Origin of the sequence: Legionella fairfieldensis ATCC 49588 (assembly GCF_000621525.1) — a bacterium.
Taxonomy (GTDB): Bacteria; Pseudomonadota; Gammaproteobacteria; order Legionellales; family Legionellaceae; genus Tatlockia; species Tatlockia fairfieldensis.
The window spans coordinates 35,121-60,900 of sequence record NZ_KK211299.1; the positions used below are offsets into that span (position 1 = coordinate 35,121).

A 25,780-nucleotide genomic window follows, 5' to 3' on the forward strand; every position below is an offset into this window, starting at 1 on the left:
TTCAATGTTACCAAATTCGCTTATTTTAAAAGTAATTTTACTGGCTATTTCAGTTAACTTTCTTTCGCAATGTACAAAAGTTACTGAAATTCAGGTCAATTCCATGACAAGTAACCAACAAAAAGCTGTAAAATCGCCTTTTACTATGCCTGCCACTGCTTATCTTGCTTTAGCCAAAAATAAAACGGGTGAAGAAAAACAAAATTTATTAATCATGGCTGCGGGGCGCTTCATTTATAATGGCCAATGGCGTGATGGTGTACATACGTTGGCTACAACCAGTCAACTATCGGGTGAACAGACCAGTTTAAAAAATATATTGCTTGCAAAAACCGATTTGATTCGTGAGCAGCCCCGTGCTGCAATTGCCAAATTGGCATCCGTGCGTGAAATTACCAGATTGTCTTCTTTTTATCAAGTTCAATATCATGAAATTCTTGCTTCGGCTTACGAGTCCGCAAATAATCCTTCTGAATCTATCGTTGAACGGATTAAATTGGAACATTTGCTTGCTGATGAAGCGAGCCGGCGTAATAACCGTCGTATTTTATGGTTAATTTTGACCCGCTTGCCTGAACCTGAACTTAATACATTGGCTGCCGAAACAACAGATAATCCGGAGTTACAGGGATGGTTGAAATTAGCACTTATTCCAAGAAAAAATAACAGAAACAGTCAATCGATCGTTGCACAAATTGAACAATGGCGAAGAGACTATCCTGATCACCCGGCCAATCAGTTATTACCTTCTTCCCTTGCGGCCGTTAAACCTTACTTATATAACACACCTCATCAGGTAGCTCTGCTGCTACCTTTGAGTGGACCCCTGGCAGGTCCTGGTGAAGCCATTCGCGATGGTTTTATGGCTGCTGCTGCCAGTTCGGCAATAAAAACGCGTTTATATAATACAGCGACGGGTGATGTCTCAGCATTATATCAACAAGCGTTGGTCGATGGTGCGGATTATGTAATCGGACCTCTCAGTAAAACCGAGGTTGCAGTGGTCGCTAAAATGGAACATCCTGTGCCCACTTTATTACTTAATGATATTGATGTATCGCATAAAGGTAATATTTATCGTTTTGGCCTGTCGCCGGCTCATGAGGCGAAGCAAGTGGCAGAAAGAGCCAGTAAAAAAGGCTATAAACGAGCATTAATTATTGCGCCGGCAGGGAGTTGGGGTGAAGAAATTGTTTCTGCTTTTACATCTCGATGGCGAGCTAAAGGAGGCATTATTGCCGATAAACTGGCTTATAGTAATAATGAAGACTTAACCGTTAGCGTTCGTGATTTCCTTCACGTTTCAAATAGTCAGCTTCGTGAGAAGCAGATAAAACAGTTGTTAGGTCGCAATATTCAGGCTATACCGGGTCGTCGTCAGGATTTTGACATGATATTTTTGTTGGCTTATCCTTCCAAAGCACGACAAATAATGCCTTTATTAAAATATTATTTTGCCGGAAATGTTCCTGTTTATGCTACTTCTTCAGTGTATGCCGGTACCCCTGATAGTATGAAAGACAAAGATCTCGAGGGTATTATTTTTAGTGATATGCCCTGGGTTTTCACTCATCAAATGGGGCATAAAAACTGGCCAGAGCAATTAAATAGTTATAACCGATTATATGCTTTAGGTATGGACAGCTTTGCATTAATTAGTCAATTGAATCAATTGTTGCTTTTCCCTGCAATGGGAATTGATGAAAAAAGTGGTGTTCTTTATTTAAACAAAGCCCAACAGATAGCAAGAGTTCCTACTTGGGGGCAATTTAAAGGAGGGATGGCAACTCTTCTTAATTCGTGAAGATAGTTTTTAATTTACCTCGCTTTATAAGGGATGAATATGTCACTAAAGACCGGTTTCGCAGCAGAGCAGCAAGCGCGAGCTTATCTTGTTTCGCAAGGATTAAAGTGGTTGGAAAGCAATTATCGTTGTCGTTGGGGCGAAATAGATTTGATTATGAAAGATAAAACTTGTCTGGTTTTCATTGAAGTGCGTGCGCGTCTTTCCTCTTCTTTTGGGGGAGCACTTGCCAGTGTGACTTTTGGCAAGCAGCAAAAACTTCTAAAAACAGCTTCGCATTATTTAATGTTAAAAAAAATCCAGGATAAACAACCTGTTCGCTTCGATGTAATAGGTTTGCAAGGTCCAGACTCTCAGGTTGATTGGATACAGAATGCATTTGGACTGAATTTTTAATACAATAATGCCTTTTCGCTCTCTCTTTAATTGATTAATATAAATTCGCCGTATTTATAAATGATATTATGAATAGGATAAAGAATCAGGATTCAAGAATTATGACACCAAGCGAAGATAGAGTCAGACAGCTTTTTGGGAATAGTATTGAAACAAAAATTGCAGTTGCTGACACATTATCTGCAGTGATAGCGAAAGCAGGATTGCGTTTAGCAAATTGTTTGCTCAATGATGGTAAAATTTTATTATGTGGAAATGGTGGATCTGCTGCTAACTGTTTACATTTTACTACAGCCATGGTGAATCATTTTGATATAGAGCGTCCCTCCCTTCCTGTTATCGCTTTAACTACGGATATGGCCTCTTTGACCTCTATTGCAAATGATAGTCATTATGATCAATGTTTTGCACGCCAAATACAGGCTTTCGGGCAGGAAGGAGATGTGCTGATTGTTATTTCTACTTCTGGTAATGCTGATAGTATTTTACACGCAGTAAATGCAGCAAATGATCGGGGAATGGATACTATTGCTTTAAGTGGTCGTGATGGTGGTGTACTCGCCAATCATTTGGGACCTGAAGATATTGAATTACGAGTTCAAGGAGATAATGCGGCACGGATTCGTGAAACTCATTTATTCATCTTGCATTGTTTTTGTGAATTGATTGAACAATCATTGTTTGGTCAAATGTTGGGGTAATTTATGAAATTTCGTCTGATAGTTATTTTGCTAATTTGTGGTTTGCTTACGAGTTGTGTAGCGGCGGTAGTCGCAGGAGCTGCTGCTGCCGGACTGGTTGTTTACGATCGTCGCAGTGTCGCCTCTTTGGAAAGCGATGCACGTATTTTTCATAAAATACATACCGCAATAGTGAAAGATCCTCGTTTTTATAATTCTCGTATTATTGTTGTCAGTTTTAATCAGGTTGTTTTGTTGGTTGGCCAAACTCCTACAGCTTCCCTGCGTGTTCTGGCTGAGAAAATTGCACAAAGCACACCTTATGTAAGACGTGTTTACGATGAAATAACGGTTGATTATCCTCTCCTTATAACGCAGAGAACCAAAGATAGCTGGATTACCAGTCAGGTTCGTAGCCAGATGCTTACTAAAAAAGGATTGGAGTCAGGTTCAATTCGGATAGTGACTGAAAATGGTGTTGTCTATTTAATGGGTATTGCTACACATGAACAAGCCAATCTGGCGGTTAGTGTTGCACGACAAATTAATGGAGTAAGAAAAGTTGTTAAAGTCTTTCAATATATTGTTTAAACGATCTATTATCGAAGATATGATTTTCAATTAATTATAGTTGCCAGGTTGAAATTGCCTGCTGAACATCAGCAGGCGCATGCATGCATGAGTAGCAGGAAAACTACATTAATTGAAAGCTATAGTTCATGAGGGACTATTCCAGCGAACTTGTTGAGTTTAATTATGATTTGATATGAAAAAACAGGGATATGTTTTTTTTATTCTGCTTTGGACTTCTCCTTGCCTTCTGACAGGTTGTTACAGTGAGTTATGGACTGGCGCAACATTAATTTACGATCGCCATAATGTTTATAAAAAATTAAGCGATTATCAATTATCGGCGGATATTCATCGGCTGCTTTATAATGATGCAAGATTCAGGCAGGAAGGGTGTGCTATTGATGTAGCTGTTTTTAACGGGGATATTTTATTAGCGGGGCATGTCCCCACGTTGGATTTGCGGCAGAATGCTATAGAACGTATTTCAAGGTTAACCGGGTATCGGCGGTTGTTCAATCAATTGAATATAAGTAAAGCTCCTGGCAACGGACTACAAGATAGCTGGATTACTGCAAAAATACGGAGCCAGATTTTTGCTGATTCAACCATTGATCCGAATGTTTTTAAAGTAATTACTGTAGACCAGATAGTTTATCTGATGGGAGATGTCAGACCCCAACAAGCGACAAAAGTTATTTCTCTGGCTCGAAACACTGAAGGTGTAAAGCGAGTAGTGAAATTATTCAAATATTATTATCTCAGCACGAAAGTTGTTGGGGATAATTAGGCGGGAAAAGAACAGTTGGATGAGGGAAGTAGCCGTTCTGTCATTTGTATCACCAACGTAATTAATGGAGAGAGGACAGATCGGCAAAAGAAAGGACGCTTATCAAGAACTGATGTTAACTTAAGAATGTCCCATAGATGAGTCTATCAAAGCGTGGGAAGTCTTAACATCTTGCATTTTATGAGCAAGTGACTGGTATTTCGATCCGGTAGTGAAAAATAGACTACTATAAATTGCAAGCGGTGTGCACAAAAGCGTTGTTATAATAGCAATACTTATTGGTAGTGCGAGTGGTGGTAGAACAACAGCAAGACTCATCGCCATTACTGCTAAAGAAAGTCCTAGCATAATCATCCCCAATTTTTTTAATCCTTTTCTTTCTTCAACAGATTTAATTAATTCTTGATATTCATTGAGAGCTTCCATTCGTTTGATGGGATCCCTTTCTATTACAATATGATAGGTTTGACTCAATATTTCATGAAGAGTGGAGTAATAAGTGTAGTGATTGGCTGATTTCACTTCACTTATTAGACTATTTATAGTGTTTTTTAAAGCAGAGTTATCAATTTGGATATGTTCTAGTTTTCTAAGAGCAATTGTATAAGCATAAAAGTAGAATTCGTGTTTATTTCTAATTTCCTCAATGCTGTTATTGTCGAGCAATTTAAAGAGATGATCTTCCATGGCAAAAACTCGATTATCATTGATAATATAAAGTTCTTCATTATTAGTCGTGTCTTTTAAAATATGCTGATATATGCCTGGTTTTACACGAAAAGATGTTTTGATTTCTACTGAGCCGTGTTTTGATTCGTCGTCTAACTTGTGAGACACGTAAGTAATTTTTTTTTGATCGCAAAGGTAAGTGTGAAATTTATAAGATAGCATTAAATTTTTCTCGACGTTACAATTAATGTGCATAAATTTTACTTAAAGAATTTATTTTTGTCAATTAGTAACGTATTTAGTAACGTATTTAAATTACAATGATGATGTTTAATAAGAAAATCTATGAAGTAGAATAAGATATTGGTGTTTTAGACTGTGGCCTGAATATTTTCAGGCCACTTTGCACCGCTCCCACCCAGGAAGTGGCTAACCTGGAGGATTCTTTTACTTTATCAATGGAAACGACCTTTATCTAGTCGTTTGCGAATTTTTCTTAATTTTATTGCTCGAAGTATCCCTGTGGAAGAGTTTTCATGGTCCTCTTCTATTTTCTGATGGTTTACTCCTTGAACTGGATGTGAGCGGCAGTGTTTTCGATAAGTAATATGATTTTTATCATGTTTATGATGAAGACCGTCACTATAACGATTGAGCATTTTTTCCCGCATGCTGGCAGCGGTGCGTTGTTGTTTTTCAGACATATTAATTCCTTATGTGCGAGTCAATTGCATGGTCATGTTGCCAATTCTCGCCAGGTTCAAGCTAACAAACGACAACAGAACCTATTTAAACTATATGCAATATTTAATGGATATTCCAGTTTAGGAAAAGAGATTAAAAATCGAACCCAGTATAATTATGCTGGCAAAATGATTCTTCGTATCGGACAAAAAATCAAAAGTACCGCATTGTCAACGAAAGTCGGCAATGTGCATTAAGGGCAATTTTTTATGATAAAGTTGATTATATAGTAAAAAATCCCCATGTAAGAAGAAAACGCTTGATGATTGGTTGCAGTAACAGGGAAAAGATATCTAAGCGATTGATTAAAGAGATTGAAAGTGTGAAGGAGTAAATAATAGAGTGAAAGAACAGCAGCTAACCAATACGCCAAAATTTTGTTTTACTCAAAGGGTAGTGTATTTTTTTAATGGTTTAGCAAAAAAAACACATTAAAATGACAAATAATTGTTCATTAACGTTGCTTATCCAAATTGTTTACTTTATAATCCGCGCGGTAAAAGATGGGTGAAAAATGTGAGAGACAGGCTTGGTGTTAGTGGTACAAGGCGTTTATTACTAATACAATTAATGATTAGTGTGTTAATATCACTGGTGCTGTTATTGGTTTTCGGCAAAAAAGAAGCGATATCCGCCTTGTTAGGTGGTATGGTAGTAATTGTGCCGTCTTTTTTCTTTGCGAGAAAATTGTTTCACTACCAGGGAGCCAGGTCAGCACGAAAAATAGTTCGAAGCTTTTATTTAGGGGAAGCACAGAAATTTTTTTTGTCAATTATCTTATTCACGTTAATATTTATAAAATTAAAAATAGCCCCTTTTGCATTTTTTTTCACTTACATTACGGTGTTAATGAGCCATTGGCTCGCACCATTAATTTTTGCTAACAAACAAAATAGGCCAGAAAGTGACTGAAATGGTATCAAGCACTCAATACATTAAACATCATCTGACGTATCTCACTTTTAATTTCAAGACGATGAGTTTTGGTTCTAATGGATTTTGGACTCTAAACCTGGACACCTTGTTTTTTTCTTTAGTGGCCGGTTCTTTTATTTTAATATTGCTATACATGGGGGCGCGTCGGGTTACTACAGGAGTGCCCGGTAAACTACAGAATTTTGCGGAATTAATGCTGGAATTTGCTGATAATCAGGTTAAAGATTGTTTCCATGGTAAAAATAAATTAATTGGTCCTTTAGCGCTGACTATTTTTGCCTGGGTGTTTTTAATGAACTTTATGGACTTGATTCCTGTTGATATTTTACCTTTGGCTGCTCAGTCGGTGGGTATTCATTATTTGAAAGTTGTGCCAACCAATGATCTTAATCTTACTTTTGCATTGGCATTATCTGTTTTTGCACTCATTATTCTTTATAGTATAAAAATTAAAGGCATGAAAGGATTCGTGAAGGAGTTAACGTTACAACCTTTTAATCATCCAGCACTTATTCCATTTAATTTATTGTTAGAACTAGTAGGTTTAATTGCCAAACCCATTTCATTGGCTTTGCGGCTGTTTGGTAACTTATATGCTGGCGAATTGATCTTTATTCTGATAGCCTTGCTGACTTTGAATGCAACCTCTTCTTCGGTAATGGGAACAGCCACGTTAAGTATAGCGCAATTTTTACTGGCGCTTGCCTGGTCAATATTCCACATTCTGGTGATTACGTTGCAAGCATTTATATTTATGGTGCTGACTATTGTCTATCTCAGTCTGGCTCATGAAGACCATTAATCTGTTTTAATTTAATCTTTGTCCATTAAGGGGATTTATATGCAAGCTGCAAATTTGATAGCTCAAGTTCAAGGTATGACTGTTATCGCGGTCGCTCTGCTGATTGGCTTGGGGGCTTTAGGTACAGCGATTGGTTTTGGTTTACTTGGGGGGAAATTTCTGGAAGGCTCTGCGCGTCAACCCGAAATGGTTCCCATGTTACAAGTAAAAATGTTTATCGTTGCAGGGCTTCTTGATGCGGTAACAATGATTGGTGTGGGTATTGCGTTGTTCTTCACTTTCGCTAACCCCTTCCTCAGCAACTTGGGTTCTTAAATAACACCAGATAAGGGCGCATCGCGCCCTGCATGCTACGGGAGATATTATCTTGGATATTAATTTAACGTTAGTGGTACAAATGCTTGTTTTTGCTGCATTTGTCTGGTTTACCATGAAATTTGTTTGGCCTCCGCTATCTAAAGCACTGGAAGAGCGTCAGGATAAAATAGCTGATGGACTGTCAGCAGCGGAGCGTGGCCGCAAAGAATTAGAATTGGCCCAGCATCGCGTTAAAGATGAGTTGAAACAAGCCAAAGTACAGGCTTCAGATATTATTGAGAAAGCGAATCGTCGTGCTGCTCAACTGATAGAAGAAGCAAAAGAAGAAGCAAAACTTGAAGCGCAGAGACAGACAAAAATTGCGCAAGAACAACTATTGCAGGAAATTAATCAGGCAAAAGATAACTTACGCAAACAAGTTGCGCAGTTAGCTATTGTGGGTGCGGAAAAAATTCTTCATCGTGAAATTGACGCGCAGGCAAATAGTGCTTTGCTCGATAATTTGATTGCAGAGATTTAAATATGGCGGATACTACTACGATGGCCAGACCTTATGCAAAAGCAATTTTTGAACATGCATTGGCTGTTAATAAATTAGGTGAATGGTCTGATATTTTACACACTTTGGCTGTTGCTGTATTGAATGACCAGGTAACGGCGTTCATTAGAAATCCTGCTACTACGCAAGAGCAACAGGTCGAATTGTTTAAGACGCTTTTTGCAAAATCGGAATCAAAAGAAAAGTTCGCAGTTCACAATCTGATAGCTTTATTGGCAAGTAACAAGCGATTAATGTTATTACCTGATCTTAAAGTTTTGTTTGAGGCACTCCGTGCTGAACAAGAAAAAACTTTAAAAGTAAAAGTAACGAGTTTTTCTGAACTGTCAAAAGCACAACAAGACCAGTTAATCAATTCACTGAGCAAACGATTACAGCGCAAAATAACACTTGATCTTCACATCGACAAGTCGTTATTGGGGGGCGCGATTGTTCATGCAGACGATTTGGTTATTGATGGTTCGGTGCGAGGAAAATTAAATAAGCTAAGTAGCGATTTAGCCGCGTAATAGAGAGGATAGATTTCATGTCAGAACAAGTAGCTTTAAACCCATCAGAAATCAGTGAATTAATTAGACAAAAAATAGAACAGTTCAGTGTTGTTTCCGAAGCCCGTAATGTAGGAACAATTGTAAGTTTGAAAGACGGTATTGTTCGTCTTCATGGTCTGGCTGATGTTATGCAAGGGGAAATGATTGAATTTCCTGGCGGTGTCTATGGTTTGGCATTAAACCTGGAACGTGATTCTGTGGGTGCAGTAATTCTTGGAGATTATTCCAGCTTATCGGAAGGTCAAACAGGCCAATGTACAGGCCGCATTCTTGAAGTACCTGTCGGGGAAGCACTGTTAGGCAGGGTAGTGGATGCACTGGGTAACCCAATTGATGGTAAAGGACCGATCAACGCTACAAAGATGTCACCCATCGAAAAAGTTGCTCCTGGTGTAATTGCACGACAATCGGTCGATCAACCTGTACAAACTGGTCTTAAAGCGGTAGATGCTATGATCCCGGTTGGTCGAGGTCAACGTGAGCTGATCATTGGCGATCGCCAAACGGGGAAATCAGCGATTGCTATTGACGCTATTATCAATCAAAAAGGGACTGGCGTTAAATGTATTTATGTTGCTGTTGGTCAGAAAGCGTCTTCCGTTGCAGCCATTGTACGTAAATTAGAAGAAAATGGCGCTATGGAGCACACCATTGTCGTTGTTGCGGGTGCTTCTGATTCCGCTGCTCTGCAATTTATTGCCCCTTATTCCGGATGTTCAATGGGCGAGTATTTCATGGAGAAAGGGGAAGATGCTCTGATTGTTTATGACGATTTGACTAAACAGGCTTGGGCGTATCGGCAGATTTCTTTATTACTACGCCGCCCACCTGGACGTGAAGCGTATCCTGGGGATATTTTCTATTTGCACTCACGTTTGTTAGAGCGTGCAGCGAGAATTAATGCAAAAGAAGTTGAAAAGTTAACTAATGGTGCGGTGAAAGGTAAAACGGGATCACTTACCGCTTTGCCAATTATTGAAACGCAAGCAGGAGATGTGTCTGCTTTCGTACCAACAAACGTTATTTCAATTACCGATGGTCAGATCTTTCTGGATGTGGATCTATTCAATTCAGGTGTGCGTCCAGCGATTAATTCGGGTTTATCTGTATCCCGTGTGGGTGGCGCGGCACAAACGAAGATCATGAAAAAATTAGGTGGTGGTACACGCTTGGCTCTTGCCCAATTCCGTGAATTGGAGGCTTTTTCACAGTTTGCTTCGGATTTGGATGATGCTACCCGTAAACAGTTAGAACGCGGGCAACGCATTACTGAATTAATGAAACAAAAGCAATACTCACCCTTTTCAGTGGCCGAAATGGGAGTGTCCCTTTTTATAGTTGAAAAAGGTTACCTGGATGATATCCCTGTTGCAGAAGTGGGTTCGTTTGAGCATGCCCTTCATAGCTATATGCGTGCTTCACATGCTTCTTTGTTACAAAAAATTAACGAAGCAGGTGCTTATGATGGCGATATTGAAGCACAGTTAAAGGCTGCTGTAGAAGAATTCAAACACAGTGGTAGTTGGTAAGTTAGAGTCTTTGATTGTTTTATACGATTAAAGGCTTAATTGATGATACAGATTGTATTTTTAAATCTGCAACCTGTTAGTTAAAGGCGAAGCGAGATATGGCTGGAGCGAAAGAGATCCGTTCAAAGATTGCGAGTATAAAAAACACGCAAAAAATTACTCGAGCGATGGAAATGGTTGCTGCAAGCAAAATGCGTAAAACGCAAGATAGAATGCGTGCATCAAAGCCTTATGCAACGAAGATATATAATGTAGTTCGGCATATAGCTCGTGCTACTTCAGAATATCGCCATTCTTTTATGATTAATCGAGAGACCAGGCGAATAGGTCTTATTGTGGTGACCTCTGATCGTGGTTTATGCGGTGGGTTGAATGCCAATTTGTTACGTGAAACTATCCGAACCATGCATCATTGGCAACAGGAAGGTAAAGAAGTAGATCTTTGCGTTATTGGTCGAAAAGGTCAGGCATTTTTCAAGCGCGTGGGTGGACGAGTAACTGCTACAGTAGATCAGCTAGGTGATAAGCCTGGTATTAAAGATCTTATCGGTGCAATAAAGGTTATGTTGGACGCGTTTTATCAAGGCGAAATTGATGCGCTGCATGTTGTCTATAATGAATTCATTAACACGATGACGCAAAAACCAACAGTCAAACAATTATTGCCTTTGCCTGTGGCGGAAGAAGATAGTAAAAATCTTGGCCACCATTGGGATTATATTTATGAACCCGATGCAAAAGAATTGTTGGACGCTTTGTTGGAACGTTACATTGAGCTGCAAGTTTACCAGGCTGTTGTTGAAAATATTGCTTGTGAACAGGCAGCAAAGATGATTGCGATGAAAAGTGCAACAGACAATGCGGGTGATTTAATTAAAGAATTTCAATTAGCTTACAACAAAGCCCGACAGGCTGCCATTACACAAGAGTTGGCTGAAATTGTCGGTGGTGCAGACGCTTTATAAGAGGGTAGATGATGAGTAGTTTAGGAACAGTAGTTCAGGTTATTGGTGCAGTTGTCGACGTTGAATTTCCACGTGACAATGTTCCCAAAGTAAACGATGCATTAAAGCTCGTTGAAGGTGAGCTGGTTTTTGAGGTTCAGCAGCAGTTAGGTGATGGTATTGTGCGTACCATTGCTATGGGTACTACCGATGGTTTGCGTCGCGGCGTAAAAGCACAAAACACAGGCGAGCCAATTCAGGTTCCTGTAGGTAAAAAAACGCTTGGCCGTATTATGGATGTATTAGGGCGACCAGTAGACGAAGCAGGCCCCATTGATGCGGAAGAACATTGGGCTATTCACCGTCAGGCACCCAGCTATGAAGAGCAGGCAGGCGGTCAGGAGTTACTTGAAACAGGTATTAAAGTAATTGATTTGCTTTGTCCTTTTGCCAAGGGTGGAAAAGTAGGTCTTTTCGGCGGTGCTGGTGTAGGTAAAACCGTTAATATGATGGAATTAATCCGTAATATTGCTCATGAGCATGAAGGTTATTCTGTATTTGCCGGGGTGGGTGAGCGGACACGTGAAGGTAATGATTTCTACCATGAAATGAAAGATTCCAATGTACTGGATAAAGTATCTCTTGTTTATGGTCAAATGAATGAACCACCAGGAAACCGTTTGCGTGTTGCTTTAACTGGTTTGACGATGGCTGAAAAATTCCGCGATGAAGGCCGTGATGTTCTGTTATTCATCGATAATATTTATCGTTATACGTTAGCCGGTGTAGAAGTGTCAGCATTGCTCGGTCGAATGCCTTCTGCGGTAGGTTACCAGCCTACGCTGGCAGAAGAAATGGGTATGTTGCAAGAGCGGATTACCTCTACTAAAACAGGTTCGATCACTTCAATTCAAGCGGTTTATGTACCTGCTGATGACTTAACCGATCCGTCTCCTGCTACGACTTTTGCCCATTTGGATGCAACAGTTGTTTTATCACGGCAAATTGCTGAATTGGGAATTTACCCCGCAGTAGATCCGTTGGATTCTACTTCACGACAGTTAGATCCTTTAATTGTCGGACAAGAGCACTATGATACAGCCCGCCGGGTTCAGCAAACCTTACAACGTTATAAAGAATTAAAAGATATTATTGCAATTCTTGGTATGGACGAGTTATCTGAAGAAGATAAGAGAGTTGTTTCTCGCGCACGTAAAATACAGCGTTTTCTTTCTCAGCCATTTTTCGTTGCTGAAGTATTCACAGGCTCGCCTGGTAAATACGTTTCCTTAAAAGATACCATCAAAGGATTCCAGGGAATTCTTGCCGGTGAATATGATGATTTACCTGAACAGGCATTCTACATGGTGGGTAGTATCGAGGAAGCTGTTGCGAAAGCTAAAACTCTATGAGGCAAACAGACATGGCAATAACAACCCACTTGGATATCGTCAGTGCCGAACAGGAAATTTTTTCAGGTCCTGTTGAAATGCTCGTGGCGACTGGCGACTTGGGAGAAATAGGCATTGTTCCGGGCCATGCTCCTCTCCTGACCATTTTAAAACCGGGTGAAATTCGGGTGACTTTGCAAGGAGGGGGGCAGGAAATTTATTACGTATCTGGCGGGATGCTCGAAGTTCAACCACGCTATGTGACGGTGTTGGCTGATACGGTGGAGCGTGCTGAAGAGCTTGATGAAGCAGCGGCACTAGCCGCTAAAGCACAGGCTGAAGAAGCCATAGCCAGTAAAAATGCCGATCTGGATTATTCCGTTGCAGCAGTGGAACTTGCCCGTGCTGTCGCTCAAATAAGAGCAATTAAAAAAGTCAGAAAAAATCTCAAATAACTTTTACCGTGGGGTTCAGGATTGGTGTACATTCTGGATTCCACAGTAATAGATAACACGGACGGATTCCATAATAAAAACATACCTGCTGCACAATATAGATTTGCATCAAATAAAATAGCTTCGACTTTTATCTTCCAGAGCGATTGCGACACATTAAAATAACCTGTAACAATAGGGTAGGCACGTTGATATGTCAGACATAATTTTCATAACCTGTTACTTCATTGATTTTAAGTCAGTATTCAATGAAAATTATTCATGATGGCAGGAAGATAAATTATCTATCCACGCCGGAGATTAGAAATTAATACAAACTTATTACAACCTGTTGTTATTCACAACAGATCAGATTAATTGCTAAAATAATTTTGCCTTCTTAGTCTTACTTGCACTAGGATGATCTTATTGATTATAACAATTTGAACTTTTATTTCATGAACAATGCCATAGAGCGTAAGCCGCTTACTGAATTTACTGAAAAAGCTTATCTTGACTACTCGATGTATGTCATTCTTGATAGAGCGTTACCTCATATTGCTGATGGTTTAAAACCAGTGCAACGACGTATTGTCTATGCGATGTCAGAGCTTGGTCTTAAAGCGACAGCCAAGTATAAAAAATCTGCACGTACAGTAGGGGATGTATTAGGTAAATTTCATCCGCATGGTGATACAGCATGTTATGAAGCAATGGTTTTAATGGCCCAGTCTTTTTCTTATCGCTACCCTTTCGTTGACGGTCAAGGCAACTGGGGATCTCCGGATGATCCTAAATCATTTGCCGCTATGCGTTATACAGAAGCTCGCTTATCTTCCTATGCAGATCTACTTTTGGCTGAACTGCAACAGGGCACGGTGGAATGGGTTGATAACTTTGACGGTACACTGAAAGAACCCGCGCTTTTGCCTGCGCGTTTGCCTAATGTTCTGCTCAATGGAGCAATGGGTATTGCTGTTGGCATGTCTTCTGACATTTTACCCCACAATTTAACTGAAGTAGCTAATGCCTGTATCCATTTGCTTGATAATCCAGCAGCCGATTTAGATGCTATCTGCAATTATATAAAAGGGCCTGATTTTCCTACGGAAGCAGAAATCATTACACCAAGTCAAGCTATTCGAACCTTATATGGCTCAGGGCATGGTTCTGTGAAAATGCGTGCTCTATATCGCCAGGAAAAACATACGATTGTTATTACTGCTTTGCCTTATCAGGTTTCCGGAGCAAAGGTAATTGAACAAATCGCCGCACAAATGCAACAAAAGAAATTGCCGATGATTGAGGATTTACGCGATGAATCGGATCATGAGCATCCTACGCGCCTCGTTATCGTACCCAAATCGAATCGGATTGATGTAGACGGTGTAATGTCTCATTTATTTGCAACTACTGATTTGGAACGAAGTTACCGTGTTAATTTCAATATGATAGGTCTGGACGGCAAACCACGGGTAAAAAATCTGTTAACTATTTTGCAAGAGTGGCTAACCTATCGTGTAGCAACGGTAAAGCGACGATTACAGTATCGTTTGGATAAAGTGCTGGAGCGTATCCATGTTTTGGAAGGATTAATTACCGCTTATCTAAATATTGATGAAGTGATTGCAATTATCCGGGAGCATGAAAGTCCCAAACAAGGATTAATCAGTCATTTTTCCCTGAGTGAAAGACAGGCTGAAGCGATTCTTGAAATGAAATTGCGCCACCTTGCCAGATTGGAAGAAATAAAACTGCGAGGAGAGCTGGATGAATTATGCGCAGAACGGGATTCCTTACAATCAACGCTGGCAAGCGAACATCGCTTGAAAGGGTTGGTTAAGAGCGAAATTATTGTCGATAGAGATCAATATGGCGACAACAGACACTCCCCTTTGGTTGAACGTCAGGAGGCACAAGCGCTTAAAGAAGAAGATATTTTACCTAATGAACCTGTTACGGTGATTCTGTCACAAAAAGGTTGGGTTCGTGCGGCGAAAGGCTATGATATTGATGGTCGTGAATTAAGCTATAAAGCGGGCGATGAATTTAAGGCACAAGCCAACGCTCGTAGTAATCAGCAGGTATTATTTTTTGATAGCGAAGGGAAAGTTTACGCCCTGCCCTGTCATGTTCTCCCCTCGGCGAGAGGGCAGGGAGAGCCATTAACCGGTAAATTAAATCCGGCAGAAGGTGTTTTATTTGAAGCGCTTATTGCTGGCGATGCTAATGATTGGGTCGTGTTAAGCAGTGATGCTGGCTATGGTTTTATAGCGAAATTACAAGATTTGTATGTAAAAAACCGCAATGGTAAAGCATGCCTTAAACTGTCTGAAAATAGTCGCCTGTTATCTCCTCGTTTAATTAACGCAAAAGAAACTGATTTTCTTGCTCTGGTGACTAATGCAGGACGTTTGCTGGTTTTTCCTCTCACCGAATTACCCGAACTTTCTCGTGGAAAGGGTAACAAGTTGATTAATATCCCAACGGCAAAAGCTAAGGCGCGTGAAGAGTTGGTTGTGGATGTACAAGTGCTCGCTATTGAAGATTCACTAACTGTTCATGCCGGCAAACGTCATTTTACGCTAAAAGCAGCTGATCTTAATCATTATCTTGGTGAGCGAGGGCGGCGTGGTCATTGTTTACCACGTGGTTTGCAAAATGTGACGGCTTTGGAAGTGTCTTCTAAAAGCGATTGATTTATTTGAAATTATTTCACTTCCTGTGATTTTTATTGAGGTCATCCCCTGAAAGGACGAGCTATTACTATTAATCGTTTCCCGTGAAACATTCCTCCTCTTGACTGTTTATCAGGTTATGTATCCTGGTTTTTTGCTCTTCGCTTAAATAAGTGAGGGGCAAGGTAGCAAGGGCCGCTGTGCAATAGAGTGCTTTTAGGGATGTTCCTTCCAAAGCATCCAAATGTTTACGAAGAGTGTTCAGATCTCCACGCAGCAAAGGTCCGGTTAATGCTTCGGTAAGAGTCGGTGTTTGTTGTATATTAACCAGACTGCTTTGCATTAAGTCAGTAGTTATTTGGGAGGATAATTCGCCAGACACGCCTGCTTTCTCAAACAACTCACTAGCAGCAGCCGCTAAGGTGACTAAATAATTCGAGGCAATAACAGCCGCAGCATGATAAGTGGTTTTAGCCTCTGGTTTTATCGGTATAATTTTCGCGCCAATCTTTTCAAAAAGAAGAGATAGAGTATCGACAGCAGCTTCGTCCCCTTCAACAGCGCAAAAACATCCCTTAAAGGCATTTTTATCCAGAGTACCCGCTTTAAATGCTTTAAGAGGATGAATGCTTGCAATCTGGCAGCCCAGGTTTCGCAGAGAAATTAAGGCGTCGGAACTTAAAACTCCACTACAATGAGCAACGATACTGCCGGGCGTTATGCCTTTTTCTTTAACAAGCTGTTTGGCAAGAGAAGAAATAACATCGTCGTTAACCGTTAAAAAAGTTAAATCAACGGGTGGTAAATCTTTTAATAAAGACACAGCAATCCCTGCACCAATGTGTTCTATAGCAAGTCTGGCTTGATGAAAGTGTTCATTGCAGACAGCCTGTAGCCGAATTTCGCCTGTATTTATCAACGCATAGGCTAGTGTTTTACCCAAGCGTCCAGCACCAATTATATTAAAATTCATAAATACTTATCTATTTCTGGTAACAAGACGAATTTTATCAAAAAAATTAACCCTGGAAGGTATGAAGTTAGATTATAATGCATAAATTTAAATCATTAGTGAGGCTTTTCACGTTAAAGTAGTCCTGGAAAGGTTAAATTGCTAAAAAAAGACTTTTTAATTTTAAAGAAAAATCAAGAGATGGTAAAATACTTGCCTTTATTTAGAAACAAAAGATACAGCAGAAGATAATATAAAAAAATGGGTATTGTGTTGAGGCATCAGAGTTAATCATTTTGGCTTTTCATTCGCTGGTTTTTAGTAAGGTTCTGGCCCTTGTCTGGAAAATACCCGTATTGATCAGTTACTGAATTATTGGAAATTATGTTTTATGAAGCAAAGCGCTTTATTCCTCGTTTTAGCCCTTGTTTTTCTGGAGTGGTTAGATTTTAGTCTCTATCTTTATCTGGCAAAAACAGTGTTTGCGGATCTTTTTTTTCCTCCCTCTTCTTACAGTTTAACTTTAAGCTTCGCTCTTTTTGCAGCTGCTTATTTGGCCCGTCCTGTAGGGGGTTGGTTATTTGGCCGTGAAGCTGATTTAAGTGGACGACGTAAACCGATGGTTTTTTCTGCTGCATTAATGGGAGTTGCTACTTTAGGTATCTGTTTATTACCAGGCTATGCGCAGATTGGTGTGTGGGCTACCTGGGGATTGTTAGTTTTACGTATGGCTCAAGGACTAGCCTTGGGAGGAGAAATTAACACCTCGGCGATGTTTCTGGTTGAACATCACCCCCATAAGCCGCTGCTGGCTGGTAGTCTGGTCGCAGCGAGTGGCGCGCTAGGTTTATTTATGGGAGGAGCCATGGCAGCACTTTTACAATACGGTGAATTATCGGCTATGTGGCGAGTAGTTTTTGCTTTGGTTGCTGCTATTTCTTTATGGGTTTGTCGTTTACGCAAGCGCTTGCCTGAATCACCAGAGTTTCACCAAAACTCCATCAGCCTTAATGAAGTATGGCAGATTCATTGGCGCGGTTTATTAAATATTGCAATTATTGGCGCTTTTGTGAGCGTGACTGTTTATCTGTGCAATGTATTTTGGGTTTCTTTTGCTACAGACAAACAACTATGGAGTAAAACCCAATGTGCATGGACAGGGTCGCTTGCCCAATTAGCTTCCGCCGTTTTAGCATTACCGATGGCTTATTTTAGCAAACCACATCAGGCTTTTCGCTTAATGCAGATCAGCATGCTACTGGTCAGTCTCGTAGCACCATTACTTTTTTATTTCACCTTTCATGCACAGCCCTTGTTTGTTTTGATTGCTCTATTGGGTTATGCGGTGGCGAATGCATTAATATGTGCTTCGCTTTATTATTATCTCTATTTGCAATTACCAGCTCAATGTCGTTGTCGTGGGGTTTCAACAGTCTGGGCGTTAGCCGCAAGCCTTGGGGCGGCGAGTTTACCTGTAGCCGAACAGGCGATACAACAGGGCGTCTTTTGGTTGCCCGGTTTTCTTGTGAATATGGTAGCCTTATTGAGTCTGATTTTTTTGCGTAATTATAACACTTATTCTCCATTAACGTTTTTTTCTGCACGAAATTATTCTTAATTGATATGTATTTTGAGACGCCTGATATCAAACAGACCATTTAAAATATTGACTCATATATAGGGGTCATGTTTTGTGGAAAAACAAGTTAACATTTAAAAAGCTATTGAATTAATCAGTGTTTTTTACTTAATATGAATTCTCTACAGTTACACACTAAGGGCGTATATGCCTTTGCCAAAGAAAGCTATTTATAAGGGTCAGTTAAAAATAGTTACAGATGGAGCACTAACGCCTTCCGGGCATGAAGTAGTAAAAGTTGAATTCGTAGATGTGAATGGGATAAAAAAGACAGGATTTTATAAAAAACTGGCCAATAATTATTCTCAAACGCTTGCTATGTACTGCGTGGGTTTTAGTGTTGATATGCGTCTTGCAATAGGAAACAGGGTTGCTGAAGAGCGTTTGGTTTTTGATGAAGAAGATAAAATAGTTGGTACGTTATCGTTTGCTCTTCCTGATTTTAAACCCTTAATTGAATCCGTTTCGTGTCTAGAGTTGTTAAAAGGAAATTTTGTTGAAATATTAGCCGCTCTGTTATGGGGAAAAGCAGATGATTCCCATCCCTATAATGTTGGGTTGGCCGGATTTTTTGATTTGGATATGTTTCATTACGATATTACTCATATAATGAATGGGGGACGTTTATTAATTGATGGATACTTAAGAGATCTGCCTAAAAAGGCTATGAGTTTTAAATCTTGTCAATTTGATAATTTTCCCAACATAGAAGGAAGGACCCATTGGCCTGCAAACATTAGACCGCTGAATGCTAATCTTTATAAATGTTATCATGCTGATACTGTGGAAGCTATACGACAATTGGCAATGAACCCTTCCTTCCAGCTTGGAGATCAAACGGTTTCTTTTCAGCAACAATTCTTTAGTGCTTTGCTAAAAAAGCTAATGACTTTTGATACGGATATGTTACGAGTCCATCTTGAGGACTACCTGGGTGATTTACCCTTGAATTATCATTCTCTTGATTCTGATAAAGTTAAAAAATTAGAGCAGGAATATCCTGATTTGTTTAACAAAAATACAAATAATGACTCGTTTGTTAGCCATATAGTACGTGTTTTGGAGCAAGAACATAATGAGTTTTATCAGCTAACAGTCTCTTATCCTGGCTGTAAGAAAAATGATAAGGGTGTCTCTGTTATGGGTTTTGGTTATTTTTTGTCTACCATGCCGCAAGAGTATTTAAAAATTAAGCAATGGGCTGATAAACAAAATCAAAAAATGCGTGAGTGCTGGGAATCTCAAAAAGAAAAAAAACAGGATGTAACTAATAAAGCGAATTGGCCTATTGTAGATGCTTATTGTGTTGCACCAAAAGGCTATTATAATTTAAAAAAAATGGAGCAGCATTATTATAATAATATATGGTTAACGGCGCATACTCCAAATTTAGCAATAATTCTTACTGACTTAATTCAATTAAAAGAAGAGCTGGCAGAAAAACGACAAGAGGTTTCTTTATCTCCCAAAAATAATAAAGAAAAAATAAAAAATGATGATTCCTCGTTGGAAGATTCATGGCAAATTTTTAATACGGAAAAAAAGACACTCTATGTATCAAAAAATCAGGTTCGTGAAAGTTGTTATCAATTAAACATTCTTATTCAAAAAATAAGAAATTATGCCTGTTCGTATTCTGCCTGGGAACAAAAAGATACTGGTCGACCTAGTACCAGGTATTATCTTGAAGGACTTGAAAAATTAATTGCTCAGGATGTGAAGATTATAGAATCTGTGTTAACTCAGGATAAAGAAACAGCTTTTCAGTTTAATGAAATTATACATAAATTAAATTCTTACATTAAAGACTTGGTACCTAAAAATATTCCACTAAAAAAACGATTTGAGCATACTGATACTGCTATTGTAGAAACTTGTCTTGAGGCTCTTTTCCTATGGATTAATCAATACTTTGAGAAAGAAGCATTAGTTGCTTACATTGAGGGAATTATTGTTTCTCTTTATAAAGGGCGGCGTAGCGAAAAAGTGAAAGGCTATTTGAAAGCGTTTACTAATAAAGAAGATAATGCGACTTGTTTAGCACTTATTTTAAGTGAGGGGGGGTGTGAAGACAATTCATTAAATACTTTATTAGTTGAACGAATGATAGCCCTTATGGTATTGGACATGATGAGACAAGAGCGACGAGATCCCATCCATTATATGCATTTCTTGAGTGTTCATTTTGCCTGCCAAACAGGAAAATTTGATAAAAAATTATTTAGTAAAAGTGCTCAGAATCGAGTATTAAATAATGTGAATTTTACCCATTTGTATTCAAAAAATAATATCGAATTATTTTATAAATGTATGTATAGCTGGATTAATACGCTAGTTCGGGAAAAATTTCAGAGTATTGTTGAGGAGGTTCTAAGTAGTTATGAGCCTTCTCTTTTATTCAGTTTTTTAAGTCCACGAGTAAGAGCTCCTCTGGTTCGTGATTATTTTCAATCTGAAAAGTATAAAGAACGAAGTAATGCTTACATTCTTGCTCTTATTTTTAGTGAAAAGAATGGCGAATCTGCTTTGAATAGAGAACTATTCAAGAAAATCCTGGAGTTAATGAAAAGTATGGTTAACGCGAATGATCCTGTTTTTGAGAAGGTTCTTAAGTATATGCATATAGAATCAAAAAATTATCCTGCTATTAAAATCAAAACCAGGCAAGTAGTGTCACAAATCGATGAAAAAAGTGCTCCTTTTTTGAATTCTTTAAGTCACTATGCTAAATTAGTTCTGAAAGAATCAGATGAATTGCAACCCAATACTGTATCAAGCTCAGGGTTAGAAGTCGCTCGATGTCAGCTATAATTGTAACGTAGCTCATAAGACTCTATTAAATAAGAATTAATAAACAAGCCCAACGGCGTCAACTTAAGAAGGACACTTGTTCCACGGCTTGTCTCGTGGAATCCAGGATATGCATCAGGTAATGAAACTGTCCTTAAGTTAAGATCATTACGTGAATGTTTACAAAAAATAGAGTAAATATGAATGTTAGTTTTTTCGCGGTATTATTCGTTTTTCCTTATTTATAGCGACTAGTATGTTTAAAGATTATTTAAAAACGTTTCCACAATTTATTATCCCCAAACAAGCGGTAACTACTATTGCTGGTTTGTTAGCCAATGTACAAGCGCCTGCTGTTAAAAACAGACTCATTCACTATTTTATTCAAAAATATGGCGTAGATATGAGTGAAGCACAGGATGAGAATCCTGTGAATTACGCTTGCTTTAATGATTTTTTTATTCGTCATTTAAAACCGCAATGCAGACCATTGGCACAGGCCGATGTTGTGTCACCAGTGGATGGGGTGATTAGTGAGTTGGGTACAATAGAAAAAGGGCAGATTTTGCAGGCTAAAGGGCGCTATTACACGGTGGATGAGTTGCTGGCTGGTTCGGTTTTAACCAGGAAGTTTATTAACGGTTGTTTTGCCACGCTTTATTTATCGCCCAAGGATTATCACCGTATTCATATGCCTATTGATGCCAAGCTGAAAGAACTCATTTATGTTCCTGGTAAATTATTTTCAGTCCAGCCAGCGACCGCGCGAGTTATTCCTCAGCTGTTTGCGCGGAATGAACGTCTGGTTGCTTTTTTTAACACCAAGGCGGGTTTGATGGCTATGGTATTGGTGGGCGCTACCATTGTGGGGGCTATCGGTACGCGGTGGCATGGGGATATCAAGCGTTGTCGCAACCAGTATCACCTGGATTTGACTGCTCTCACTCAGGAAGAAAAGTCAGTACGCCAGGGCGAAGAAATGGGCTATTTCAAATTAGGATCTACTGTCGTACTTTTGTTTGCTGATAAGAGTATACAGTGGTTGGATGATTTAACCAGAAACAGTTCTATTTGTTATGGACAGGCTTTAGGAAGTCTGTATTCCCAAGGAAATAAAGCATGAATCAAAAGAAAAGCTTGTAAAGGAGATGGAATGTATAATTTTTTCTCATCTGCCCCGATAAATAATGAAAATCTTACTCATGATGAGCTGATAGAAAAAATAGCGTTACTCAGAGAAAAGACAGACAATTATTCTGCACTGGCAAGGAAATTCATTGTGATTCCGTCTGTACCTGTAGGTATTACAATGGCTTTTGAGTGTTATGCTTCCCTCGATTCAAAAATTTTTGACGAGATTTGCCGGCAAAATGTCTTCATGCCATTGGCTCTCTTAGCCAGTGCAGGAATTTTTCTGTTAACTCAATTTGTAAGCCAGGGAATCAGAAGAAAATTTACGGATGAAATTCAAGTGATTGAAGAAATATTGGAAGAGCGAGAAGCGTTTTTTATGTTAAGACGATCTGAGTAATTGTTTAACTTTGTGCCTGGTGAGAGAAGAGAGTTTATTGATCTTTATTTAAAAACTGTTACCATTCAGCATGCTGGACGCTATTTATATTGTCAGGCTGTGTTAATTTGCCCTGATGAATTCTTACGATGTATTCAGTGCCCTAAAACCAAGGGATACAGGAAGGAAAAATGTTTCCACTAACAGTCATAATTCTTTGCGGTGGTGCCGGCTCACGGCTATGGCCTGTCTCTCGTGAGCAGCACCCCAAGCCATTCATTCGTCTTGCCGACGGACAAAGTCTTCTTCAAAAAGCATTTCTGCGTGGTATTTCTTTACCTGACGTGCAGGAAACAATGATTGTAACTAACAGAGAGTTCTTTTTTAAAATCGAAGAAGAAATATCAGAAGTTAACCCAAATAATAAAAAAGTTTCTTTCATCATTGAACCTTTCGGTCGCAATACGGCGGCCGCTATTGCTTCCGCAGTTTTGCAAACTATCAAGACTCATGGTGATAACACTATGATGTTGATTCTTGCGGCGGACCATCTGATTTCAAACCAGAATGCTTTTCAACAGGCTGTTACTGAAGCGATAAAACTTGCCCAATCTCAAAAACTGGTAACTTTTGGTATTTCACCGGAGAGTCCTCATACAGGTTACGGATACATTGAAGCAGAAGGAAATCAGGTCCTTCGTTTTGTGGAAAAACCTGCCTTGGAAAAAGCAAAAGATTATGTAGCATCCGGTCGTTTTTTGTGGAATTCTGGTATGTTCCTGTTTTCTGCCGGGACGATGCTGCAAGAAATGGAAGCGCATTGTCCGGACATTCTTACGGCGGTACAGACTTGTTTTCAACAGTCCCAGGCTCTAAAAAATGAACATCCTGGTCTTGAGCTGGATAGTCGAACTTTTGCGTTGGTACCCGAGAACTCCATTGACTATACTGTGATGGAAAAATCGAGCCAGGTCGCTGTGGTACCTTGCCAGATTGGCTGGAGTGACATCGGTTCCTGGAACGCGTTGGACGAGCTTATCGAATCCGATGCAAAAGGGAATCGCGTAGAGGGTGAAATCCTGTTACATGATGTGGCTAACTGCTATATAAAAAGTGATAGCCGCCTGGTAGGGGCGGTAGGTCTTGATAACCTGCTGATTATCGATACTGCGGATGCGTTGTTAGTGGCTGACAAATCAAGAGCGCAAGATGTAAAATATATTTATACACAATTGAAAGAGCAAGGACATGAAGCCCATAAGCTCCATCGTACGGTTTACCGACCTTGGGGCACTTTTACAATTCTGGAAGATAATCAACGTTATAAAATTAAAAGAATAGAAGTAAAGCCGGGGGCCAGTTTAAGTTTACAAATGCATCATCACCGCAGCGAGCACTGGATAGTTGTCAGTGGTATGGCCAAAGTAGTGAACGGTGATGAAGCGTTTTACGTGCGTACTAATGAATCCACCTACATTCCTGCGGGCTGCAAACATCGTTTGGAAAACCCAGGTGTTTTACCCCTGATTATGATTGAAGTTCAAAGCGGAGATTATCTGGGAGAAGATGATATTGTGCGGTTTGAGGATAATTATGGACGACTCTAGCAATTTACTCCGTATTGATTTAATTTTGGATAATAAAGAAATCCCAGTTTGAGTGAGTGATATCGTCTTTTCACTTTTACCGAATCGTTATCAGTAGGCACACCGGTTATTATGGCAAGAATTCCAGTTACTACTGAACTTATCACCGATCAAGATTTGCAAAATATTATGTTATTCGACCCCTATAATTGGCGTGATTTGGCACTGCGCATTGAATGGGGACTTAATAATCGACAAACATTGCTTGCTAAACAGAAGGATATTTTTAATCGGTTAATGCAACGAAGCTGGCGGGATGTTGTTGATGAATACGTGATGATTTTAGATGAGTTATCGAATCATCATCGAATAAAAACTCATCAATCAATGGCAAGAAAGGCGCTTTGTTTGACATGAGCTGTTTTCACGTGTACGAAATACATCGGCGGATTGTTCCATAGCGGTGGATTTTCTGTTAAGTATATTAATATGTTTCTTTGATTAACGAATGAGTAAATATGCCTTCTTTTGATATTGTTTCAGAAATTAATGAAGTAGAACTGCGTCACGCGGTAGAGAACGCAGTGCGGGAAATGGGTACGCGCTTTGATTTTCGTGGTGTTGAATCAAGTATAGAGTTGAACGAGTTGACGGTCACTTTAAAATCAGAATCTGATTTTCAGGTACGGCAGTTAGAGGACTTGTTTCGTAATCACTGTACCAAACGTGGGGTAAGTGCGGCTGGAGTAGATATGGAAGAAGAACCTGTTCATAGCGGTAAAATGTACTCTCTCTCCATGACCTTTAAACAAGGCATTGATCAACCGACTGCCAAAGAAATTGTAAAGTTAATTAAGGACAGTAAAATAAAAGTGCAGACGTCCATACAAGGCGATAAAATTCGCGTTACTGGAAAAAAACGAGATGATCTACAGGAAGCAATTGCTTTGCTAAAAAAATCAGACATTGAATTACCGTTGCAATTTGATAATTTTCGTGATTAACGTTTTCGAAATTCTCTGAGTAAGGCGACAGGAATACTCTTTGTAAGCACTTACTACTAGTTTTGGATTTAAAAAACAGCCTGCATGGTCTATTATAAACTATATAGGTAATGGCTGATCCTGGCTGAACCAAAATACAATTGCAGTTAGGAGATCAGTTTGAGGTGTGGTGTGTATACCTGTCTTACGAGGCAGGGAACCTGAAGCTCCTCATAGATCGCCACGGTAGAGGTTACTTTTGCGGCTCAGATGATCAGGACGTCGTTGCCTCATTTACTCTGATTAAAATGAATTAGTCTGTTCCTTGTTAGTCATTTCTTGCTCTTTCCTCTGTCTTACCTTCTCCTTTTAGAGGCACTAACATTTTAGTCTGATAGTTTCATGTTCATTAAACAGTCGCTGCTTTTTAAGATAATGTATCCTCCAGGGAAGTTCACTAAATAGTTGTTTTGTGCAATTTAAATTCTTGTGGTATAATTATTTGGCAAACTATACAAGGATGCG

General features: G+C 39.4%; 25 protein-coding genes. 22 read left to right on the forward strand and 3 right to left on the reverse strand.

Annotation, left to right across the window (positions count from 1 at the left end; translation table 11 throughout):
* Window positions 1–4 precede the first annotated feature (4 nt).
* The 5 genes from T345_RS0111005 (at window position 5) to T345_RS0111025 (ending at window position 4,240) form a co-directional block, all read left to right on the forward strand.
* Window positions 5–1,804 carry a penicillin-binding protein activator gene (locus T345_RS0111005; RefSeq protein WP_028389379.1) on the forward strand — a complete coding sequence of 600 codons (1,800 nt, stop codon included), beginning with the start codon at window positions 5–7 and terminating at the stop codon, window positions 1,802–1,804.
* Window positions 1,805–1,843: 39 nt separating this feature from the next.
* Window positions 1,844–2,200, forward strand: a complete 357-nt coding sequence (locus T345_RS0111010; RefSeq protein ID WP_028389380.1) for a YraN family protein — start codon at window positions 1,844–1,846, stop codon at window positions 2,198–2,200.
* A 101-nt stretch (window positions 2,201–2,301) separates the two neighbouring features.
* A complete protein-coding gene (locus T345_RS0111015; RefSeq protein ID WP_028389381.1) occupies window positions 2,302–2,901 on the forward strand; it encodes a D-sedoheptulose-7-phosphate isomerase in 600 nt (199 codons plus the stop codon).
* A 3-nt stretch (window positions 2,902–2,904) separates the two neighbouring features.
* Window positions 2,905–3,471 (forward strand): BON domain-containing protein, encoded by a 567-nt coding sequence (locus tag T345_RS0111020; protein ID WP_028389382.1) that lies wholly within the window; start codon window positions 2,905–2,907, stop codon window positions 3,469–3,471.
* Window positions 3,472–3,646: 175 nt separating this feature from the next.
* The gene (locus T345_RS0111025) at window positions 3,647–4,240 is read left to right on the forward strand and encodes a BON domain-containing protein (RefSeq protein WP_028389383.1); all 594 of its coding nucleotides are present in this window, start codon (window positions 3,647–3,649) and stop codon (window positions 4,238–4,240) included.
* 120 nt (window positions 4,241–4,360) lie between these two features.
* Here the strand turns inward: T345_RS0111025 and T345_RS0111030 are convergent, their stop codons facing one another.
* On the reverse strand, window positions 4,361–5,131 hold the full coding sequence (locus tag T345_RS0111030) for a hypothetical protein (RefSeq protein ID WP_131777675.1): 771 nt from the start codon (window positions 5,129–5,131) through the stop codon (window positions 4,361–4,363).
* Window positions 5,132–5,364: 233 nt separating this feature from the next.
* Window positions 5,365–5,613 (reverse strand): hypothetical protein, encoded by a 249-nt coding sequence (locus tag T345_RS0111035; protein WP_028389385.1) that lies wholly within the window; start codon window positions 5,611–5,613, stop codon window positions 5,365–5,367.
* 556 nt (window positions 5,614–6,169) lie between these two features.
* Between T345_RS0111035 and T345_RS0111045 the strand changes: the two genes are divergently transcribed.
* The 10 genes from T345_RS0111045 (at window position 6,170) to parC (ending at window position 15,816) form a co-directional block, all read left to right on the forward strand.
* Entirely contained in the window at window positions 6,170–6,565 is a 396-nt protein-coding gene (locus T345_RS0111045) for an ATP synthase subunit I (RefSeq protein ID WP_028389387.1), read from the forward strand.
* Window position 6,566: 1 nt separating this feature from the next.
* Window positions 6,567–7,391 carry a F0F1 ATP synthase subunit A gene (gene atpB / locus T345_RS0111050; RefSeq protein WP_028389388.1) on the forward strand — a complete coding sequence of 275 codons (825 nt, stop codon included), beginning with the start codon at window positions 6,567–6,569 and terminating at the stop codon, window positions 7,389–7,391.
* Window positions 7,392–7,430: 39 nt separating this feature from the next.
* Window positions 7,431–7,706 (forward strand): F0F1 ATP synthase subunit C, encoded by a 276-nt coding sequence (atpE, locus tag T345_RS0111055; protein WP_028385819.1) that lies wholly within the window; start codon window positions 7,431–7,433, stop codon window positions 7,704–7,706.
* 52 nt (window positions 7,707–7,758) lie between these two features.
* Window positions 7,759–8,229 carry a F0F1 ATP synthase subunit B gene (locus T345_RS0111060; RefSeq protein ID WP_028389389.1) on the forward strand — a complete coding sequence of 157 codons (471 nt, stop codon included), beginning with the start codon at window positions 7,759–7,761 and terminating at the stop codon, window positions 8,227–8,229.
* A 2-nt stretch (window positions 8,230–8,231) separates the two neighbouring features.
* Entirely contained in the window at window positions 8,232–8,777 is a 546-nt protein-coding gene (locus tag T345_RS0111065) for a F0F1 ATP synthase subunit delta (protein WP_028389390.1), read from the forward strand.
* Window positions 8,778–8,794: 17 nt separating this feature from the next.
* Complete coding sequence (atpA, locus tag T345_RS0111070) at window positions 8,795–10,348, forward strand: F0F1 ATP synthase subunit alpha (protein ID WP_028389391.1); 1,554 nt, start codon at window positions 8,795–8,797, stop codon at window positions 10,346–10,348.
* Between the two features lie 98 nt (window positions 10,349–10,446).
* Window positions 10,447–11,313: a F0F1 ATP synthase subunit gamma gene (atpG, locus tag T345_RS0111075; RefSeq protein WP_028389392.1), complete on the forward strand. Its 867-nt coding sequence runs from the start codon at window positions 10,447–10,449 to the stop codon at window positions 11,311–11,313.
* 8 nt (window positions 11,314–11,321) lie between these two features.
* Entirely contained in the window at window positions 11,322–12,704 is a 1,383-nt protein-coding gene (atpD, locus tag T345_RS0111080; protein WP_242604534.1) for a F0F1 ATP synthase subunit beta, read from the forward strand.
* 11 nt (window positions 12,705–12,715) lie between these two features.
* A complete protein-coding gene (locus T345_RS0111085) occupies window positions 12,716–13,138 on the forward strand; it encodes a F0F1 ATP synthase subunit epsilon (protein ID WP_028389394.1) in 423 nt (140 codons plus the stop codon).
* A gap of 437 nt (window positions 13,139–13,575) precedes the next feature.
* The gene (gene parC / locus T345_RS0111090) at window positions 13,576–15,816 is read left to right on the forward strand and encodes a DNA topoisomerase IV subunit A (protein ID WP_028389395.1); all 2,241 of its coding nucleotides are present in this window, start codon (window positions 13,576–13,578) and stop codon (window positions 15,814–15,816) included.
* Window positions 15,817–15,886: 70 nt separating this feature from the next.
* On the opposite strand, the gene T345_RS0111095 is transcribed toward parC, so the two are convergent.
* Window positions 15,887–16,768, reverse strand: coding sequence for a Rossmann-like and DUF2520 domain-containing protein (locus T345_RS0111095; RefSeq protein ID WP_028389396.1), 882 nt, complete (start codon window positions 16,766–16,768; stop codon window positions 15,887–15,889).
* Window positions 16,769–17,138: 370 nt separating this feature from the next.
* On the opposite strand from T345_RS0111095, the gene T345_RS14660 reads away from it, so the two are divergent.
* From T345_RS14660 to T345_RS0111130, 7 genes are all read left to right on the forward strand, one after another.
* Window positions 17,139–18,365 (forward strand): MFS transporter, encoded by a 1,227-nt coding sequence (locus T345_RS14660; protein ID WP_051555251.1) that lies wholly within the window; start codon window positions 17,139–17,141, stop codon window positions 18,363–18,365.
* A 168-nt stretch (window positions 18,366–18,533) separates the two neighbouring features.
* Window positions 18,534–21,197 carry a hypothetical protein gene (locus tag T345_RS0111105; RefSeq protein ID WP_028389397.1) on the forward strand — a complete coding sequence of 888 codons (2,664 nt, stop codon included), beginning with the start codon at window positions 18,534–18,536 and terminating at the stop codon, window positions 21,195–21,197.
* A gap of 235 nt (window positions 21,198–21,432) precedes the next feature.
* Window positions 21,433–22,299: an archaetidylserine decarboxylase gene (gene asd, locus T345_RS0111110; RefSeq protein WP_028389398.1), complete on the forward strand. Its 867-nt coding sequence runs from the start codon at window positions 21,433–21,435 to the stop codon at window positions 22,297–22,299.
* A gap of 30 nt (window positions 22,300–22,329) precedes the next feature.
* Window positions 22,330–22,707 carry a hypothetical protein gene (locus T345_RS0111115; protein WP_028389399.1) on the forward strand — a complete coding sequence of 126 codons (378 nt, stop codon included), beginning with the start codon at window positions 22,330–22,332 and terminating at the stop codon, window positions 22,705–22,707.
* A 170-nt stretch (window positions 22,708–22,877) separates the two neighbouring features.
* On the forward strand, window positions 22,878–24,293 hold the full coding sequence (locus T345_RS0111120; RefSeq protein WP_028389400.1) for a mannose-1-phosphate guanylyltransferase/mannose-6-phosphate isomerase: 1,416 nt from the start codon (window positions 22,878–22,880) through the stop codon (window positions 24,291–24,293).
* 111 nt (window positions 24,294–24,404) lie between these two features.
* Complete coding sequence (locus tag T345_RS0111125) at window positions 24,405–24,689, forward strand: hypothetical protein (protein ID WP_028389401.1); 285 nt, start codon at window positions 24,405–24,407, stop codon at window positions 24,687–24,689.
* Window positions 24,690–24,790: 101 nt separating this feature from the next.
* Entirely contained in the window at window positions 24,791–25,276 is a 486-nt protein-coding gene (locus T345_RS0111130) for a YajQ family cyclic di-GMP-binding protein (protein WP_028389402.1), read from the forward strand.
* Window positions 25,277–25,780: the final 504 nt, after the last annotated feature.

Excerpts from the sequence above, each read along its gene's own strand:
- T345_RS0111125 (WP_028389401.1), top strand. The coding sequence starts at position 24,405 with ATGGCAAGAATTCCAGTTACTACTGAACTTATCACCGATCAAGATTTG.
- T345_RS0111095 (WP_028389396.1), bottom strand. The coding sequence starts at position 16,768 with ATGAATTTTAATATAATTGGTGCTGGACGCTTGGGTAAAACACTAGCC.
- T345_RS14660 (WP_051555251.1), top strand. The coding sequence starts at position 17,139 with ATGAAGCAAAGCGCTTTATTCCTCGTTTTAGCCCTTGTTTTTCTGGAG.
- atpD (WP_242604534.1), top strand. The coding sequence starts at position 11,322 with ATGATGAGTAGTTTAGGAACAGTAGTTCAGGTTATTGGTGCAGTTGTC.
- atpE (WP_028385819.1), top strand. The coding sequence starts at position 7,431 with ATGCAAGCTGCAAATTTGATAGCTCAAGTTCAAGGTATGACTGTTATC.
- T345_RS0111015 (WP_028389381.1), top strand. The coding sequence starts at position 2,302 with ATGACACCAAGCGAAGATAGAGTCAGACAGCTTTTTGGGAATAGTATT.
- T345_RS0111065 (WP_028389390.1), top strand. The coding sequence starts at position 8,232 with ATGGCGGATACTACTACGATGGCCAGACCTTATGCAAAAGCAATTTTT.
- atpG (WP_028389392.1), top strand. The coding sequence starts at position 10,447 with ATGGCTGGAGCGAAAGAGATCCGTTCAAAGATTGCGAGTATAAAAAAC.
- T345_RS0111085 (WP_028389394.1), top strand. The coding sequence starts at position 12,716 with ATGGCAATAACAACCCACTTGGATATCGTCAGTGCCGAACAGGAAATT.
- T345_RS0111005 (WP_028389379.1), top strand. The coding sequence starts at position 5 with ATGTTACCAAATTCGCTTATTTTAAAAGTAATTTTACTGGCTATTTCA.
- T345_RS0111130 (WP_028389402.1), top strand. The coding sequence starts at position 24,791 with ATGCCTTCTTTTGATATTGTTTCAGAAATTAATGAAGTAGAACTGCGT.
- T345_RS0111025 (WP_028389383.1), top strand. The coding sequence starts at position 3,647 with ATGAAAAAACAGGGATATGTTTTTTTTATTCTGCTTTGGACTTCTCCT.
- T345_RS0111035 (WP_028389385.1), bottom strand. The coding sequence starts at position 5,613 with ATGTCTGAAAAACAACAACGCACCGCTGCCAGCATGCGGGAAAAAATG.
- T345_RS0111030 (WP_131777675.1), bottom strand. The coding sequence starts at position 5,131 with ATGCTATCTTATAAATTTCACACTTACCTTTGCGATCAAAAAAAAATT.
- T345_RS0111010 (WP_028389380.1), top strand. The coding sequence starts at position 1,844 with ATGTCACTAAAGACCGGTTTCGCAGCAGAGCAGCAAGCGCGAGCTTAT.
- parC (WP_028389395.1), top strand. The coding sequence starts at position 13,576 with ATGAACAATGCCATAGAGCGTAAGCCGCTTACTGAATTTACTGAAAAA.
- T345_RS0111120 (WP_028389400.1), top strand. The coding sequence starts at position 22,878 with ATGTTTCCACTAACAGTCATAATTCTTTGCGGTGGTGCCGGCTCACGG.
- asd (WP_028389398.1), top strand. The coding sequence starts at position 21,433 with ATGTTTAAAGATTATTTAAAAACGTTTCCACAATTTATTATCCCCAAA.
- T345_RS0111020 (WP_028389382.1), top strand. The coding sequence starts at position 2,905 with ATGAAATTTCGTCTGATAGTTATTTTGCTAATTTGTGGTTTGCTTACG.
- atpA (WP_028389391.1), top strand. The coding sequence starts at position 8,795 with ATGTCAGAACAAGTAGCTTTAAACCCATCAGAAATCAGTGAATTAATT.
- T345_RS0111105 (WP_028389397.1), top strand. The coding sequence starts at position 18,534 with ATGCCTTTGCCAAAGAAAGCTATTTATAAGGGTCAGTTAAAAATAGTT.
- T345_RS0111115 (WP_028389399.1), top strand. The coding sequence starts at position 22,330 with ATGTATAATTTTTTCTCATCTGCCCCGATAAATAATGAAAATCTTACT.
- atpB (WP_028389388.1), top strand. The coding sequence starts at position 6,567 with ATGGTATCAAGCACTCAATACATTAAACATCATCTGACGTATCTCACT.